The organism is Novosphingobium sp., from assembly GCF_027486195.1.
GTDB lineage: Bacteria > Pseudomonadota > Alphaproteobacteria > Sphingomonadales > Sphingomonadaceae > Novosphingobium.
The window spans coordinates 68664-82111 of sequence record NZ_JAIXPP010000042.1; the positions used below are offsets into that span (position 1 = coordinate 68664).

Here is a 13448-nt window from a genome sequence, read left to right on the forward strand (position 1 = left end):
GCAGCGCTGTTAGCGATGCGGGATGGCGAGAGGGTCAATCTGTGAACCGGTCGAGGTCCACCCTCGTGCACTGGTGCGTGCCGAGCGCGTGGTGGCGGCCTTGGCAGACCCTGCGCCCGAACGATTCGCGCACTTTCACGATGCCGCCGAACTGGTCTGGTTCCAGGAGATTTCGGGCGAGCTCGTCAGCGAGGACGGCATCTTCACGCTGCGTGCCGGAACGCTCGTGTTCGTGCCCTCCATGCGCCACCACGATTTTGCCATAACGGAGGGCGCGCACAGCTGGGTTCTGGCACATCTCGATCCATCGCTGACAGCGGCCCTTGCTGCGCGCGAGGCGCAGATCTCGCTCGGTCGCTGCACGGCGATCACGTTTGATGGCACCATGCGCGGCCGCATGAACACGCTGTTCGATTGGCTGCTGGAACTTGCGGCCAAGCCCGCCCCTGCGCGAGCGACAACCGCGGGCATCATCGAACTGATACTCGGGACGATTGGGCTTGCCGGTGATGGCCACCCGGAGGAAGCACCTGGCGAGAGTGGCGGGCTCGATCGGCTCAGGCCAGCGCTCGACCTCGTGGCGCGGAGCCCTGCAAGCCCGATAACGTTGAGCAGCGCGGCCAGTGCCTGCCATCTCTCGGAAGCCTATTTCTCGCGCCGCTTCAAGCTGGTCTTTGGCAACACCTTTTCGGATTACCTGCGCTCCTATCGGTTGCGACTGGCGGCGCAGCGGCTGCTTTCGGGCGGGGAGCGGATCAACGAAATCGCCTATAAAACCGGCTTTGCCAGCCCCGCGCACCTTGCCGACCAGTTCCGCCGGCGCTTCGGCATGAGCCCGCGCGAGTACCGGGCCAAGGCCCGCAAAGGTCAAGAACACGAAAGCAATTGACCGGTTTTGTCCGCTGGTTTTCCCGGCTCAGCCGGTGCGATAATCTTTCCATGTCAGACCAAGATTGCATTGATCCGTTTCGCGCCGAGCGTCAGGCCCATGGCATCCTGATTGCCGATTTCGTCGGCGAAACCATCCCGATGATCCTGCGCCATGCCGATGTTCGCCAGGCAGCGAAGGATTGGACGATCTTCTCGTCGGATGCGCCGATGCGGGTGCCGATCCCGTCGGAAGAGGGTGTACGGTCGGTTCGCCAGCTGCCGATCGAGGCCGATCCGCCGCTCCACACCCAATTTCGCGATCTGCTCAAGCCGATTTTCCTGCGCCCATTGGCGGCGGACTATCAGGTCCGCATCGACGCGCTGATCGCGCGGCTGATCGAAGCCGCCACGGCCCAGCCGGAGATCGAGATCGTGCGCGGGTTTGCCCTGCCGCTGCAATCGCGCGCGCTCACCTATCTGCTGGGAATGCCGGAAAAGGCGGCCGAGGAATGGATCAGCTGGGGCACCCATGTCTTTCACGACGGCGAAGACAGCACGGGGAAGGGGGAAACGCTTGACCGCTATATCCGCGGAGCGCTCGATGCCGCCGATGTCGTCCACGGCACCGACTTCTTTGCGATCCTGCGACGTGCAACGGTCGATGGCCGCGCGCTGACGATCGACGAGATGGTCGGGATCGCGAATCTGACCTTTGCTGGCGGCCGTGACACGGTGATCCATTCGGTCAGCCGCATCATTGCCTACTTTGCCGCACACCGCGAGGAGCTTGCCGCCCTCGCCGGTGATCACAAGCGGATCGCCTTTGCGACCGAAGAGTTTGTCCGCTTCATATCACCGCTCACCCACATCGGTCGCGTCTGTGCCCATAGCACGCAATTGGGCAGCCACGACGTGCAGGCGGATGAACGCATTTCGCTGTGCTGGGCTTCGGCCAATCACGATGAACGCGTGTTCGAAGACCCCGGGGTGGTCAGGCTCGATCGGTCGCCAAATCCGCACCTCGGCTTCGGCAGCGGGGTGCACAACTGCCTCGGCGCAACCCAGGCCCGCGCGATCCTGCGCAGCCTCATCCAGCAGCTGGCCACAAGGACCAGCGCGATAACCGTGCTGGGCGAGGAGCGCCAATACGAAGAGCAAACCGATTATCGCCGTTGGGTCGGCTTTGAATCGCTGCTCGTGCACATGGAGCGCTGAGCCGGGTGCCGATCAACGCGCTGCGCCCGGTCGGCGCGCGGCGGGGGGCCAATTCACTCCACACTGAGTTAAAATCAGGCCGGCACCAAGCGGTACGGCTGCGAGTTCATCGCTGACAAAGTAGATCTCCCCACCGAAACCCGCGGGACCTGCGGCGACAGCGTCCCCGATATCGACGAGGACAGAGCAGTCCATACCTCTCGCGCCAGACCCAGGCAGTTGCATGAGCGCGCGACCTTGCTTGTCATGCGCGGAAACAGTCTGTCGGCCGCCGACCGAGAGGCCACGCAGCGTCGTTACACTCAGATTGCCAGAGGTTCTAACTCATATTCTTACCCACGCCTGTGGGGGACAGATCGAAATTAGCGGCAAGAGGCTAAAGCGTGTCACCCTGCCTAAGTGGTTTAGCCTTTTCAGGCTTAAGAACTTTGGGAAACGGCCAGAAATAGGCCGTTGGCGGAGACGGAGGGAGGCTTGAACATGGATCATGTTGTTGAATAAGATAAAAAATATACCGGCCGTTCCTGAGTATGCCCCTCCCAGTGCCCCCACATACCATTCCTCGGCCGATCATCACTTCGGCCAAAGCGATTGCGGCCCTGGATACAGGCCATAAAATGCAGGCCAAGTAGCAGAAGGCATTGATGGACGTACTTTTATCAACATAAATGTTGATTGCACTCGCCCGAGCGGCACTAAGGGGCTTGAACGTAGCGCACCCGCCATCCAAATCAACGCATATGTTGACTAAATTGGCTTTGGCTGATAAATGCTCGGGTGATGAAAGACGGTAAGCCCATGAAGGCAAACTCTGAGAGCGGTATCGGAAAGCGGCGCACAGCAGCACGCGAGGATTCCAGCGTATCGCACCAAGCCCGCCGCAAGGAAATAGGCGAGGCGGCAATCCGGGTCTTCAATCGGATGGGATTTCAGCGAGCGAGCATGACAGCCGTTGCGGCCGAGCTGAATATCGACCGCGCCTCTCTTTACTACTACATTTCGTCAAAGGAAGAACTCTTCGACGAAATCGTCCGCACCGTGGTGGAGCGCAATCTGGCGCTTGCGAAGAAAATCCAGGCCAGCGACATGCCCCCCCGGCGCAAGCTGCGAGACCTCATCATCGCGCTGATGTCGTCTTACGGAGAGCACTATCCGTTGATTTACATCTACATCCGCGAAAACCTGAGCAATGTTAGCGACAAGCGGTCCGAATGGTCACGCTATATGCGCGGTCTGAACGCGCAGATGTCGGATGCGGTGATCGCTATCATTGAACAGGGCTATGCGGACAAGTCGTTCCGCAATGTGGGCTCGTCCAAGGTGGTCGCCTATGGCGTGCTCGGCATTGTCGGGTGGACGAACCGCTGGTTCCGGCCAGCGGAAAGCGATGTCAGCGCTGAGGAGATCGGCAAGATCTACGCCGAGATGGTGCTGGCCGGGCTGGAATCGCCCTATTGACCAGCGCGGATGCGCCGCACGCAGCCAATGGATCGTTGGCTAAGGGAGATTGACGTGGCCTTACACCCCCAGTTGCAGGCGATCCTCGACAGCTCTGCCGGGATGCCGCCAATGCAGAATGTTCCGCCTGCCGCGCTGCGCGCGAGCTTCGAGGCGCAGGCGGTCAAGGCACCACGGCCCGAAGTCGCTCATGTCGAAGACCGCATGATCCCCGGCCCGCGCGGCGAGATCCGCGTGCGCATCTACCGGCCCGATATGGACCAGGGCCACGCGGTGATCACCTACTTCCATGGCAGCGCCTTCGTGGTCTGCAGCATCGACACGCACGACGTGCTTTGTCGACACCTATGCCTGCAGTCCGGGGCGGTCATCGTCTCGGTCGACTATGGCCTCGCGCCCGAAGCGCCGTTTCCCGCCGGTCCTGATGACAGCTTTGCCGCGACCAGCTGGACTGCCGCCCATGCCACCAGCTTCGGCGGCGACCCGGCGCAACTGATGGTGGCGGGCGATAGCGCTGGCGCGACGATGGCGATCGTCACGGCCCTTCGTGCGCGCGATGCCGGAGGCCCCACGATTGCCGCGCAACTTCTGTTCTATCCAGTTACCGATTATCCCGACATGCTTCCGGCATCCTACATCGAGCGCGGCGAGGGCTGCGGCCTGACCGCCAGTGCGATGCGGTGGGGTTGGGACCTTTACCTGACCGACCCCGCCGACCGAGCGAATCCGATGGCCTCGCCGCTGCGTGCCCCGGACCTAAGTGGTCTGCCGCCCGCCTATGTCATCACCGCCGAGTACGATTTGCTGCGCGATGAAGGCCAGGCCTTTGCGGGCCGCCTGACTGCTGCGGGGGTGGCGACGACGCTGGCCCACTACGACGACATGAATCATGGATTTCTTGGCATGGCCGGTTCGCTCGACCGGGCGGACGAAGCCATGGCGGCGGTGGGCGCATGGCTGGCTGCGCGGACTATTACCCAGAGGAGCCCAAGATGATCCTGATCAGCGCCACACCCAGCCCGTTTGCGCGCAAGGTGCGCATTGCCCTCATGGAAAAGGGCGTGCCCTTCACGTTGCAGAACGAGATACCCTGGCACGCCGATACCCAGACATCGCGCTACAACCCGCTCGAGCAGCTGCCTGTGCTGATCCCCGATGACGCTGACCCTGTCTTCGAATCCTCGCACATCATGGAGTGGATCGAGTGGCGCTATCCCACGCCGCCGATGCTCCCCGATGCGCCCAATGAGGCGCTGGAGGCCAAGCAGGTGCAGGTGATCGCCGAAGGCGTGCTCGATGCAACCGTGCTCCTGTTCTGGGAAATGCAGCGGCCCCAGCCCAGCGCTGAATGGGCGCAGCGGCAACTGCGCAAGGTCAAGGGCGGGCTGACCGAACTCAATCGCCGGGTGGGGACACGTGAACACGTGGTCGGCGACCGGTTCGGGTTGGCGGACATTGCGGTAATCGCGCTGCTCGGCAATCAGGACATCGTGATCGAGACGGGCATGATCCCGCTCTGGCAAGCCCACGCGCCGGATATGGCGCCGTGGCACGAACTCTATCCCAATCTCGCGCGGTTCGAGGCGCTCCACCGCGACCGGCCATCGGTGCGCGCGACGGCACCGGTAATGTTCGCCCTCACGGAAAAGATCGTCTGACCTAATCCTCGAAGATCGCCACCGCGCGGGTCCACCCGGCCGAGGCTGCGCGGATCTTCATCGGGAAGCAGGCGATCGTGAAGCCGGTGGGAGGCAGCACTTCGAGATTGTGCAGCTTCTCAAGGTGGCAGTAGCCGATATCGCGGCCCGCCTTGTGGCCTTCCCAGATCAAACCGGCATTGCCCGTCGCCTCGTAGGCCTCGCGCGTGTGGACAAACGGCGCATCCCAGCTCCAGCCGTCGGTGCCGGTCAGCCGCACGCCGCGTTCGAGGAGGTACATGGTCGCATCATAACCCATGCCGCAGCCGGCGGTGACGTAGTCATCCTGTCCATAGCGCTTGCCGGCCGCCGTGTTGACCACGACGATTTCCAGCGGCGAGAGCGTGTGGCCGATGCGCGCGAGCTCGGCCTCGACATCTCCGGCGGTCACCACATAGCCATCGGGCAGGGCGGTGAAATCGAGCTTCACGCCGGGCTGGAAGCACCAATCGAGCGGTACTTCGTCGATCGTGATCGCGCGCTCACCCCGATTCATCGTCGATGCGAAGTGGTACGGCGCATCGAGGTGCGTGCCATTGTGCGTGATCAGCTCGATCTTCTCGATTGCCCAAGCCTCGCCATCGGGCAGGTCTTCGGGCTTCAGTCCCGGGAAGAAGCCGACCAGATCGGGTATCGAGGTCTTGTGGTCGATGTAAGCGATTTTGGGCTGGTAGGGCGGCGGATCGGAGATCACGTCGTTTTCGAGGTAGATCGAGAGGTCTACAATCGTGCGCGCCATACCCTAGAACTCCACCCTGTCGCCGCCTTTGAGGCCCAGCATCGCGCGGGCTTCGGCGGGCGTCGCCGGTTCATGGCCCATTTCGCGGATGATCCGCACGATCTTTTCCACCTGCTGCGCGTTCGAGGCGGCAAGCACGCCGCGTTCGATGAACAGGCTGTCCTCCAGCCCGACACGGACATTGCCGCCCATCAGCGCGGCTTGTGTGAGGAACGGCATCTGATGGCGTCCGGCCGCGAGCACCGACCACTGGAAATTGTCGCGGCCAAACAGGCGGTCGGCAGTCGATTTCATGAACATCAGGTTTTCGAGATCGGGGCCGATGCCGCCCAGAATGCCGAAAATCATCTGGATGAAGAATGGCGGCTTCACCAGGCCCCGATCAACGAAATGCGCCAGGTTGTAGAGGTGGCTGACATCGTAGCACTCATGCTCGAACTTGGTGCCGGCCTCGCCCATCACCTCAAGGATCGTTGCGATATCGCGGAAGGTGTTGCGGAAGATGAAGTCGTCCGAGCCCGTTACATAGGGCTCTTCCCAATCGTGCTTCCAAGTGTTGATACGCGCCGCTGCGCCGAAGAACGCGAAGTTCATCGAGCCCATGTTGAGCGAGCACATCTCGGGCTTGAACTGCACCGCCGCCTTCAGCCGCTCGGCCAGCGGCATGGTCGCGGAACCGCCGGTGGTGATGTTCACCACGGCATCCGTCTGCTGTTTGATGACCGACAGGAACTGCGCGTAGATCGCCGGATCGCCGGTGGGCTGGCCGTTGGCGGGATTGCGCGCGTGAAGGTGCAGAATGGCTGCGCCCGCTTCGGCCGCCGCGATCGATTGCTCGGCAATCTCGGACGGCGTGCAGGGCAGGGCATCCGACATGGTCGGGGTATGCGCGCCGCCGGTGACGGCGCAAGTGATGATGACCTTGCTCATCGCGGCGGCATCAGCGCGCGGTTGAGGCCGAGCCGGTCCGCAGTAACTTGCACATGCACAATCTGGTCTCCCTCGGAGTCGAAGATGCCAGCCAGCGCTAGCGTGACCGGCTGGCCGATCTGTGCCGGATCGATATCGTCGAACCCGCCGCGATAGGTGCCGGTGCAAGTGAGGTGGAACGCCCCGCGCGGCCCTGCGGAAAACAGTTGGTCGACGGCGATGGCTTCGATGGCGACCAAATCGGCGAAGCGCGGCCCTTCGGCGCTGATCTCGTCGATCACGGTCCTGTCGGCCCAGTTGGCGGGGTCCGTCAGCCACGCTTCGGCAAGGGCTTCCACCACCGTATCCGGGGCTTCGCATGGCGCGTCCCAAGGGGCAGGATGCGGGGCACGAATCATGTCGCAGGTGCTCTCGGCGAGCTGGCGCTTGCGGGCGTAGTAATCCTCTTCAGCCCAGCCGCGATGCAATCTGCCGTTCTTGATGCGGAACAGGGTGACCCCGCCCCAGGTGGAAAGCCGTCCGCCATGGCGGATCGACGCGCCGTGTTCGGTAAACCGCATCGCAATCGCATCGGGGCCGATCACGGTGTCGTGGACCGTCACGCAGAGCCCCGGAAACTGATCGAGCTGCGCGGCGGTTGCCGGTAAGTAGGTGTCGTCGCGGCCAGCGAGCAGGAATCCGCCGATGCTGAGCGCATAGTCGGGCTCCATGATTGTCTCGACAGCCGCCACGTTGTGGCAGGTCAGGAAATCGACGGCAAAGCCGCGCAGCAGGCGCGCGGAGGGACTGAGGGTCATGCTTGTTCTTCCAGCCAGCGCGGATCGCGCATCTCTTTCTTGAGGATCTTGCCCGAGGCGTTCTGCGGCAGTGCCGCCACGAAGGCGACGGCCGTCGGACACTTGTAGTGCGCCAGCCGCACTCGGGTGAAGGCGATCAGCTCGGCCTCGGTGGGCATGGCACCCGCCCGCGCGACGACAAAAGCCTTGGGCGTTTCGCCCCAGCGTTCATGCGGCACGCCAATGACTGCGACTGCGGCGACTGCCGGGTGGTCGTAAAGTACGTTCTCGATCTCGGTGGGGTAGATGTTCTCCCCGCCGGAGACGATCATGTCCTTGAAGCGGTCGTGGATGTACACGTAGCCGTCGGCGTCTTGATAGGCGGCGTCGCCGGTGCACATCCAGCCATCGGGGGTGATCGTTTTCGCGGTTTCTGCGGGCTTGTTCCAGTAGCCGAGCATGATGGCTTCGGACCGGATGCGGATTTCGCCGACTTCGCCCACGGCAACCGGCTCACCCGTTGCCGGATCGACCAGTGCAAACTCGTTCCACGGCATGGGCCTCCCGCAAGCCCGCAGGCGATGTGCGAGGGGGCCGCCCGGATCGTGGTCCTCTGGCGGCATCATGATCACCGTTCCGGCGGTTTCGGTCATGCCATACGTGTTCATGAAGCCGCAGCCGAGCACCGCGATCGCGCGCTTGAGCACCGCTTCACCGATCGGTGCACCGCCATAGACGATGCGGTTGATGCTCGACATGTCCATGTCCGCCACGCCCGGCACTTCGAGCAGCATCTGGACCACAGTGGGCACGAAGAAACCGTGGGTGACGCGGTGGGTCTGGATCGCCTCGACGATTTCGGTCGGCACCACCTGCTGCATCAGCACGGTGTGGCCACCCTGGCTTAGCGCCGTCAGGCCGTAGCCGATCCCGCCGATATGGAAGAGCGGGCTTGCCACCAGATTGACGCTGCTGGCCGTCATGTCCCACAGTTCATGTGCCATCTGCGCCAGAAACGAGAGATTGCGGTGGCTCAGCACGACGCCTTTGGGCAGGCCAGTCGTGCCGGAGGTATAAAGGATCAGCAGCGGGCTCTCAGGCGCAGGCAGGGTGCCCGGATCATCCGGGCTTTCAGCATCGCGCCACGCGGGATAGTCCGCGAGCAGGATCGTGGCGGGCGGTGTCAGTGTTTCGGCCAGCAGCCCTTGCAGGGCGTCTTCCACGATAAGCAGCGCAGGCGTGCTGTCGCCCAGAATGCCGGCGATCTCGCGCGGGGCCAGCCGCCAGTTGATCGGCAAGCAGATCGCGCCAGCCTTGGCGCAGCCGAAGAACAGCTCGAACTGTGCCGGCCCATTGCGCGCAATGATCGCGACCCGGTCACCAGCCTGCACGCCCTGCGCCGCAAGCGCCTGCGCCACACGGCTGGCCCGCGTGTCGAACGCACCTAAGCTCAGCGTCTCGTCGCCGAAAGTCAGGCACGGAGCATCCGGGGTCAGCGCGGCATTCTGGCGCAGCAAGGTGAGCAGGTTGGTTTCCACAGGGATCAGTAGCTCTTCGGCAGGCCCAGACTGTGGGTTGAGACGTAATTCAGGATCATCTCGCGGCTCACCGGCGCTGTGCGGTGCAGGCGCGCGATGAACCACAGGTCGGACAGACCATACTCATTCGAAAGCCCGTTGCCACCGTGGACCTGGATCGCCTGATCGAGCGCCTTCAAGGAGGATTCGGCCGCCGCGAACTTGGCCATGTTGGCGGTTTCGGCGGCGTCTTCCCCGCCATCGCACAGCTGCGCGGCGCGCGCATTGAGCAAGCGGGCGGCCTGCACGTTGATATAGGCCTCGGCAAGCGGATGGGCGACGCCCTGATGCGCACCGATCGGTGTGCTCCAAACCGATCGGTCCTTGGCATATTGCGCGGCCTGCGTGATCGCGAAGCGCGAGATGCCGTTGTTGATCGCAGCTGCGGCGATGCGTTCAGGATTAAGGCCAGAGAACACCTGCTTCAGACCCGCGCCCGGCTCCCCGATCAGCGCGTCGTCTGCCACTTCGACATTGTCATAAAACACGGAAAACTGCTTTTCGGAGGTGCGCAGGGCGGAATCGATCTGGGTCATGGAAATGCCCGGCGTGTTTGTAGGCACCACGAACAGCGAGAGACCTTGCCGCGAGCCGTCGTTCACCGGCACGCCGTCACGCGCCACGACCATGACCGCGTCTGACTGGTCGATGTCGGAAGTCCAGTATTTCGCGCCGTTGATCACCCAGCCATTACCCTTGCGCACCGCATGGGTGGTGACTTTGTGGGTGTTCGACCCGGCGTTCGGCTCGGTGATGCCGAAGCACATCTTGCGTTTGCCGCTGGCGATACCGGGCAGCCACTCCTGCTTCATCGCCTCGCTGCCGCAAGCCGCAATGATCGGCGCGGTGATCGAGGAGATGACCATCGAGAGGATGGGGCAGCCATGGGCTGCGGTTTCCTCGATGCAGATATTGAGTTCCGAAAGGCCGCCACCGCCGCCGCCGTATGCCTCGGACACGTGCACACCCAGGAACCCGGCTTCGCCCAGCGCCGACCACAGGGCGGTCGGCTGCTCGCCCTTGTTTACGACATCCTGGAAGTATTTCCGGCCAAACTTGCCGACGAGTTTGCTGACGCTGTCACGCAGATCGCGATGATGGTCGGCGGTATCGCACAGGGTTGTTTGGAAAAGATCAGACGACATTCGAAAAACTCCAAGGATAACAAAGGTTTAATTTGGCCAGGTGAAGAAGCCTTGGCCCGATTTGGCGCCGAGTTTGCCTGCGGCGACCATGTCGATGAGGATTTGCGGCGGGGCGAAGCGCGGCCCGTGGGCGGCCTCCAGCGTGCGCGCGATGTCGAGGCGCACGTCGATGCCGACGATGTCGCTGAGGCGCAGCGGCCCCACCGGGTGACGATAGGCCACAACGGCTGCGCGATCGATGTCCTCAGCCGAAGCGACACCCGATTCGAGCATGCGCATCGCCTCAAGGCTGGCGATCAGATCGAGCCGGCTCGTGGCAAACCCCGGGACATCGCGCACGGTGAGCGACTGCTTGCCGATCGCTGTCACATAGGCGCGAGCGGCCTCCAGCGTCTCAGGCAAGGTCTTTGCGCCTTCGACCAATTCAACCAGATGGATCGACCAGACCGGATTGAAGAAGTGCATGCCGAGGAAGATCCCGGGATCGGGCAGAGCCTGTGCCAGTCGGTCGATCGACATCGCGCTGGTGTTGCTGCCGATCAGCTTCGGCGCGTGGCGGGCAATCCGCGCCAGAATGTCGAGCTTGAGATCCAGCCGTTCGGGCACGGTCTCGATGATGAGATCGAGGCCCTCCGGCAACGCATCTACATCGGCAATCCGCGTTATCCGGCCTTCGAGCGCCGCGGCGCCTGCTGCATCAAGCTTGCCGCGCGTGATGGCGGCGGCAGCGGTCTTGCTGATCGTTTCGCGCAGGCCGACTGCCCGCGCATCATCGGGTTCGACGACCGTGACCTGCGCCCCCGCCATGGCACTGACATAGACGATGCCGACGCCCATCGTGCCGCCGCCGACCACGGCGATCTGCTGGTTTGCCAAAGCTGTGTTCATCGTCCGGTCCATTTTGCGGGGCGTTTCTCGGCAAAGGCGCGGGCGCCCTCGGTAGCGTCGTCAGAGGCGAGCACGCCATCCACAAGCGGCCGCTGGCGGTCCCAGATCTCGGCCTCGGGCCATTCGCGCGATTCGCGGATGATGCGCTTGGTCATGGCGGTGCTGAGCGGCGCGTTGGCGGTGATGGCTTCCGCGAGCGCCAGTGCGCCTTCCAGCGCGCCGCCTTCGGGCGTGATCCGGTTGACGAGGCCCCAGCGGTGCGCCGTGGCCGCGTCCATTCGCGCACCGGTAAGCGCGTATTCAAGCGCTATTGCCTCGGGAATGCGGCGCGGCAGGCGCACCAGCCCGCCCGAGCCTGCAACAAGGCCGCGCGCCACTTCGGGGAGGCCGAACCATCCGGTTTCGGCGGCCACGATCAGATCGCAGGCCAGTGCCAGTTCGCAGCCACCTGCCAGCGCAAAGCCTTCGACGGCGGCGATAACAGGCTTCTTCGGCGGTGCCTCAGTGATCCCGGCAAAGCCCCGGCCTTCGAGCTCGGGCCGTTCGCCATCGGCAAAGGCCTTGAGGTCCATCCCCGCGCAAAACGAGCTGCCACGCCCGGTGATGATCCCCACCCGCAAGTCCGGATCGGCATCTAGACGGTCCAGCGCGCCAGCTATGGCGAGAGACACCGCGTGCGTCACCGCATTACGCTGCTTCGGGCGGTTGATCGCGATCACCAGGACCGCGCCTAGCTGTTCGATCTGAACGGGGTTGTCTATCGTGCTGTCCATGATTCAGGCCACCCGTGTGGATACAGACTGAGGCGCGCCAGCCTTGCTCAAGCGGTATTCGCCAAGGTCTGCCGTCTCGGTCATGGTCCAGAAGTCGATGATCCGGAACGGGTTGTTGACCACGACCCGGCCCTTGGAATTCTTGTAGTAGGTTTCGACGCCCGGATAGGTCCACACCATGCCGGCGTGGGTCGCGTCGACCTTCACGTTGTAGGTATCGTGCACCTCTTGGCGCACTTCGACCTGGGTTGCGCCCTTGGCCAGCATCTGGCGAATGAGCGACATCACGTAGTGCATCTGCCGCTCGAGCACAGTGATCAGACTACCGCCGTGCCCGAACTGGGTATTTGGCCCGTAGAGGCAGAAGAAGTTGGGATAGCCGGGAACGACCGTGCCGAGATAGGCGCGGGAGTCGTCGCCGTTCCAGTCCGTGTGTAATTCACGCCCGCCGAGACCGACAACCTTCATCGGCGCGAGCAGATTGACCACATCGAAGCCGGTCGCCCAGATCAGCACGTCCGCCTTGTGGACCGTGCCGTCTTGCGTGCGGACCCCGTCCGGCATGGCCTCGACCACCGAGCCGGTGACGAGCGTGACATTGTCCTTCGCCAATGTGCGGAACCACCCGTTGTCCAGCAGCATGCGCTTGCCGAAGGGCGGGTAATCCGGGACGACTTGCGGCAACAGATGCGTCGCCCCGCCGAGTTCCGAGGTGATATAGGACTCAAGCCCCTTGCGGTGCGCATCGTTGATCGGATTGATCGAGCGGCCATGGCCTTCCCAGGCCGGGTCCTGCTGCAGCGCCTCGTAGAGCTTGTCGTTGAACGCCCAGCTCAGGCGGATGCGGTACCAGCGGCGGTAGAGCGGAACCGCATCGAGCAGGCGCCGCACCGGTTCGGGAATGCTCTTGCCGAACTTGGGGAAGGGCGCGGCCCATTGCGGTGTACGCTGCACGATCGTCAGCGAGGCGACCGTGTCCGCAATCGCGGGCGCGACCTGCATTGCGCTCGCCCCGTTGCCGATCAGAACCACGTTGCGCCCTTCGAGCGGCACGCCTTCATCGGGATAGGTCGCGGTGTGGAAGCTGGGGCCCTTGAAGGTGTCTAGCCCTGGAATATTCGGCAGCCGCGGCTTGTTGAACGCGCCGACACCGCTGATCAGGATCGACGCCCGCAAGGTTTCGGCATTGCCCGCCTCGTTGGTGACGAGAGCGGTCCATTCGCCTTCGGTCTCGTCGAAGCGCGCTTCGGTGACTTCCACGCCGAAGCGGATGTGACGGGTGATGTCGTGATCGCCCGCGACCTTCTCGAGATAGGCGTGGATTTCCCGGCTGCCGGCGAAGTAGCGCGACCAGTCGTAAGGCGCGAACGAGAACGAATA

General features: G+C 63.4%; 13 protein-coding genes. 5 read left to right on the forward strand and 8 right to left on the reverse strand.

Features of this window, described 5'->3' with window-relative positions; all coding sequences use genetic code 11:
• The first annotated feature begins 22 nt into the window (after positions 1–22).
• From Q0071_RS08600 to Q0071_RS08620, 5 genes are all read left to right on the forward strand, one after another.
• Positions 23–889, forward strand: coding sequence for an AraC family transcriptional regulator (locus tag Q0071_RS08600; protein WP_298167474.1), 867 nt, complete (start codon positions 23–25; stop codon positions 887–889).
• A 50-nt stretch (positions 890–939) separates the two neighbouring features.
• The gene (locus Q0071_RS08605) at positions 940–2085 is read left to right on the forward strand and encodes a cytochrome P450 (RefSeq protein ID WP_298167477.1); all 1146 of its coding nucleotides are present in this window, start codon (positions 940–942) and stop codon (positions 2083–2085) included.
• Positions 2086–2865: 780 nt separating this feature from the next.
• A complete protein-coding gene (locus Q0071_RS08610; protein ID WP_298167480.1) occupies positions 2866–3543 on the forward strand; it encodes a TetR/AcrR family transcriptional regulator in 678 nt (225 codons plus the stop codon).
• Between the two features lie 54 nt (positions 3544–3597).
• On the forward strand, positions 3598–4539 hold the full coding sequence (locus Q0071_RS08615) for an alpha/beta hydrolase (protein ID WP_298167483.1): 942 nt from the start codon (positions 3598–3600) through the stop codon (positions 4537–4539).
• Positions 4536–5201 carry a glutathione S-transferase N-terminal domain-containing protein gene (locus Q0071_RS08620; protein ID WP_298167486.1) on the forward strand — a complete coding sequence of 222 codons (666 nt, stop codon included), beginning with the start codon at positions 4536–4538 and terminating at the stop codon, positions 5199–5201. Before Q0071_RS08615 ends, Q0071_RS08620 begins: the two co-directional genes overlap by 4 nt.
• Before the next feature lies 1 nt (position 5202).
• Here Q0071_RS08620 and Q0071_RS08625 read toward each other — a convergent pair whose 3' ends face one another.
• From Q0071_RS08625 to Q0071_RS08660, 8 genes are all read right to left on the reverse strand, one after another.
• On the reverse strand, positions 5203–5979 hold the full coding sequence (locus tag Q0071_RS08625; protein ID WP_298167489.1) for a cyclase family protein: 777 nt from the start codon (positions 5977–5979) through the stop codon (positions 5203–5205).
• A 3-nt stretch (positions 5980–5982) separates the two neighbouring features.
• Complete coding sequence (locus Q0071_RS08630; RefSeq protein WP_298167492.1) at positions 5983–6909, reverse strand: 3-keto-5-aminohexanoate cleavage protein; 927 nt, start codon at positions 6907–6909, stop codon at positions 5983–5985.
• Positions 6906–7706: an ester cyclase gene (locus Q0071_RS08635; protein WP_298167495.1), complete on the reverse strand. Its 801-nt coding sequence runs from the start codon at positions 7704–7706 to the stop codon at positions 6906–6908. The genes Q0071_RS08630 and Q0071_RS08635 overlap by 4 nt, the downstream gene beginning before the upstream one ends.
• Complete coding sequence (locus Q0071_RS08640; protein WP_298167496.1) at positions 7703–9223, reverse strand: long-chain-fatty-acid--CoA ligase; 1521 nt, start codon at positions 9221–9223, stop codon at positions 7703–7705. Before Q0071_RS08640 ends, Q0071_RS08635 begins: the two co-directional genes overlap by 4 nt.
• Before the next feature lie 5 nt (positions 9224–9228).
• Complete coding sequence (locus tag Q0071_RS08645) at positions 9229–10407, reverse strand: acyl-CoA dehydrogenase family protein (protein WP_298167499.1); 1179 nt, start codon at positions 10405–10407, stop codon at positions 9229–9231.
• Positions 10408–10434: 27 nt separating this feature from the next.
• On the reverse strand, positions 10435–11295 hold the full coding sequence (locus tag Q0071_RS08650) for a 3-hydroxyacyl-CoA dehydrogenase family protein (RefSeq protein ID WP_298167502.1): 861 nt from the start codon (positions 11293–11295) through the stop codon (positions 10435–10437).
• Complete coding sequence (locus Q0071_RS08655) at positions 11292–12068, reverse strand: crotonase/enoyl-CoA hydratase family protein (RefSeq protein WP_298167505.1); 777 nt, start codon at positions 12066–12068, stop codon at positions 11292–11294. The genes Q0071_RS08650 and Q0071_RS08655 overlap by 4 nt, the downstream gene beginning before the upstream one ends.
• 3 nt (positions 12069–12071) lie before the next feature.
• A partial coding sequence (locus Q0071_RS08660) for an NAD(P)/FAD-dependent oxidoreductase (protein WP_298167508.1) occupies positions 12072–13448 on the reverse strand: 1377 nt, incomplete at its 5' end.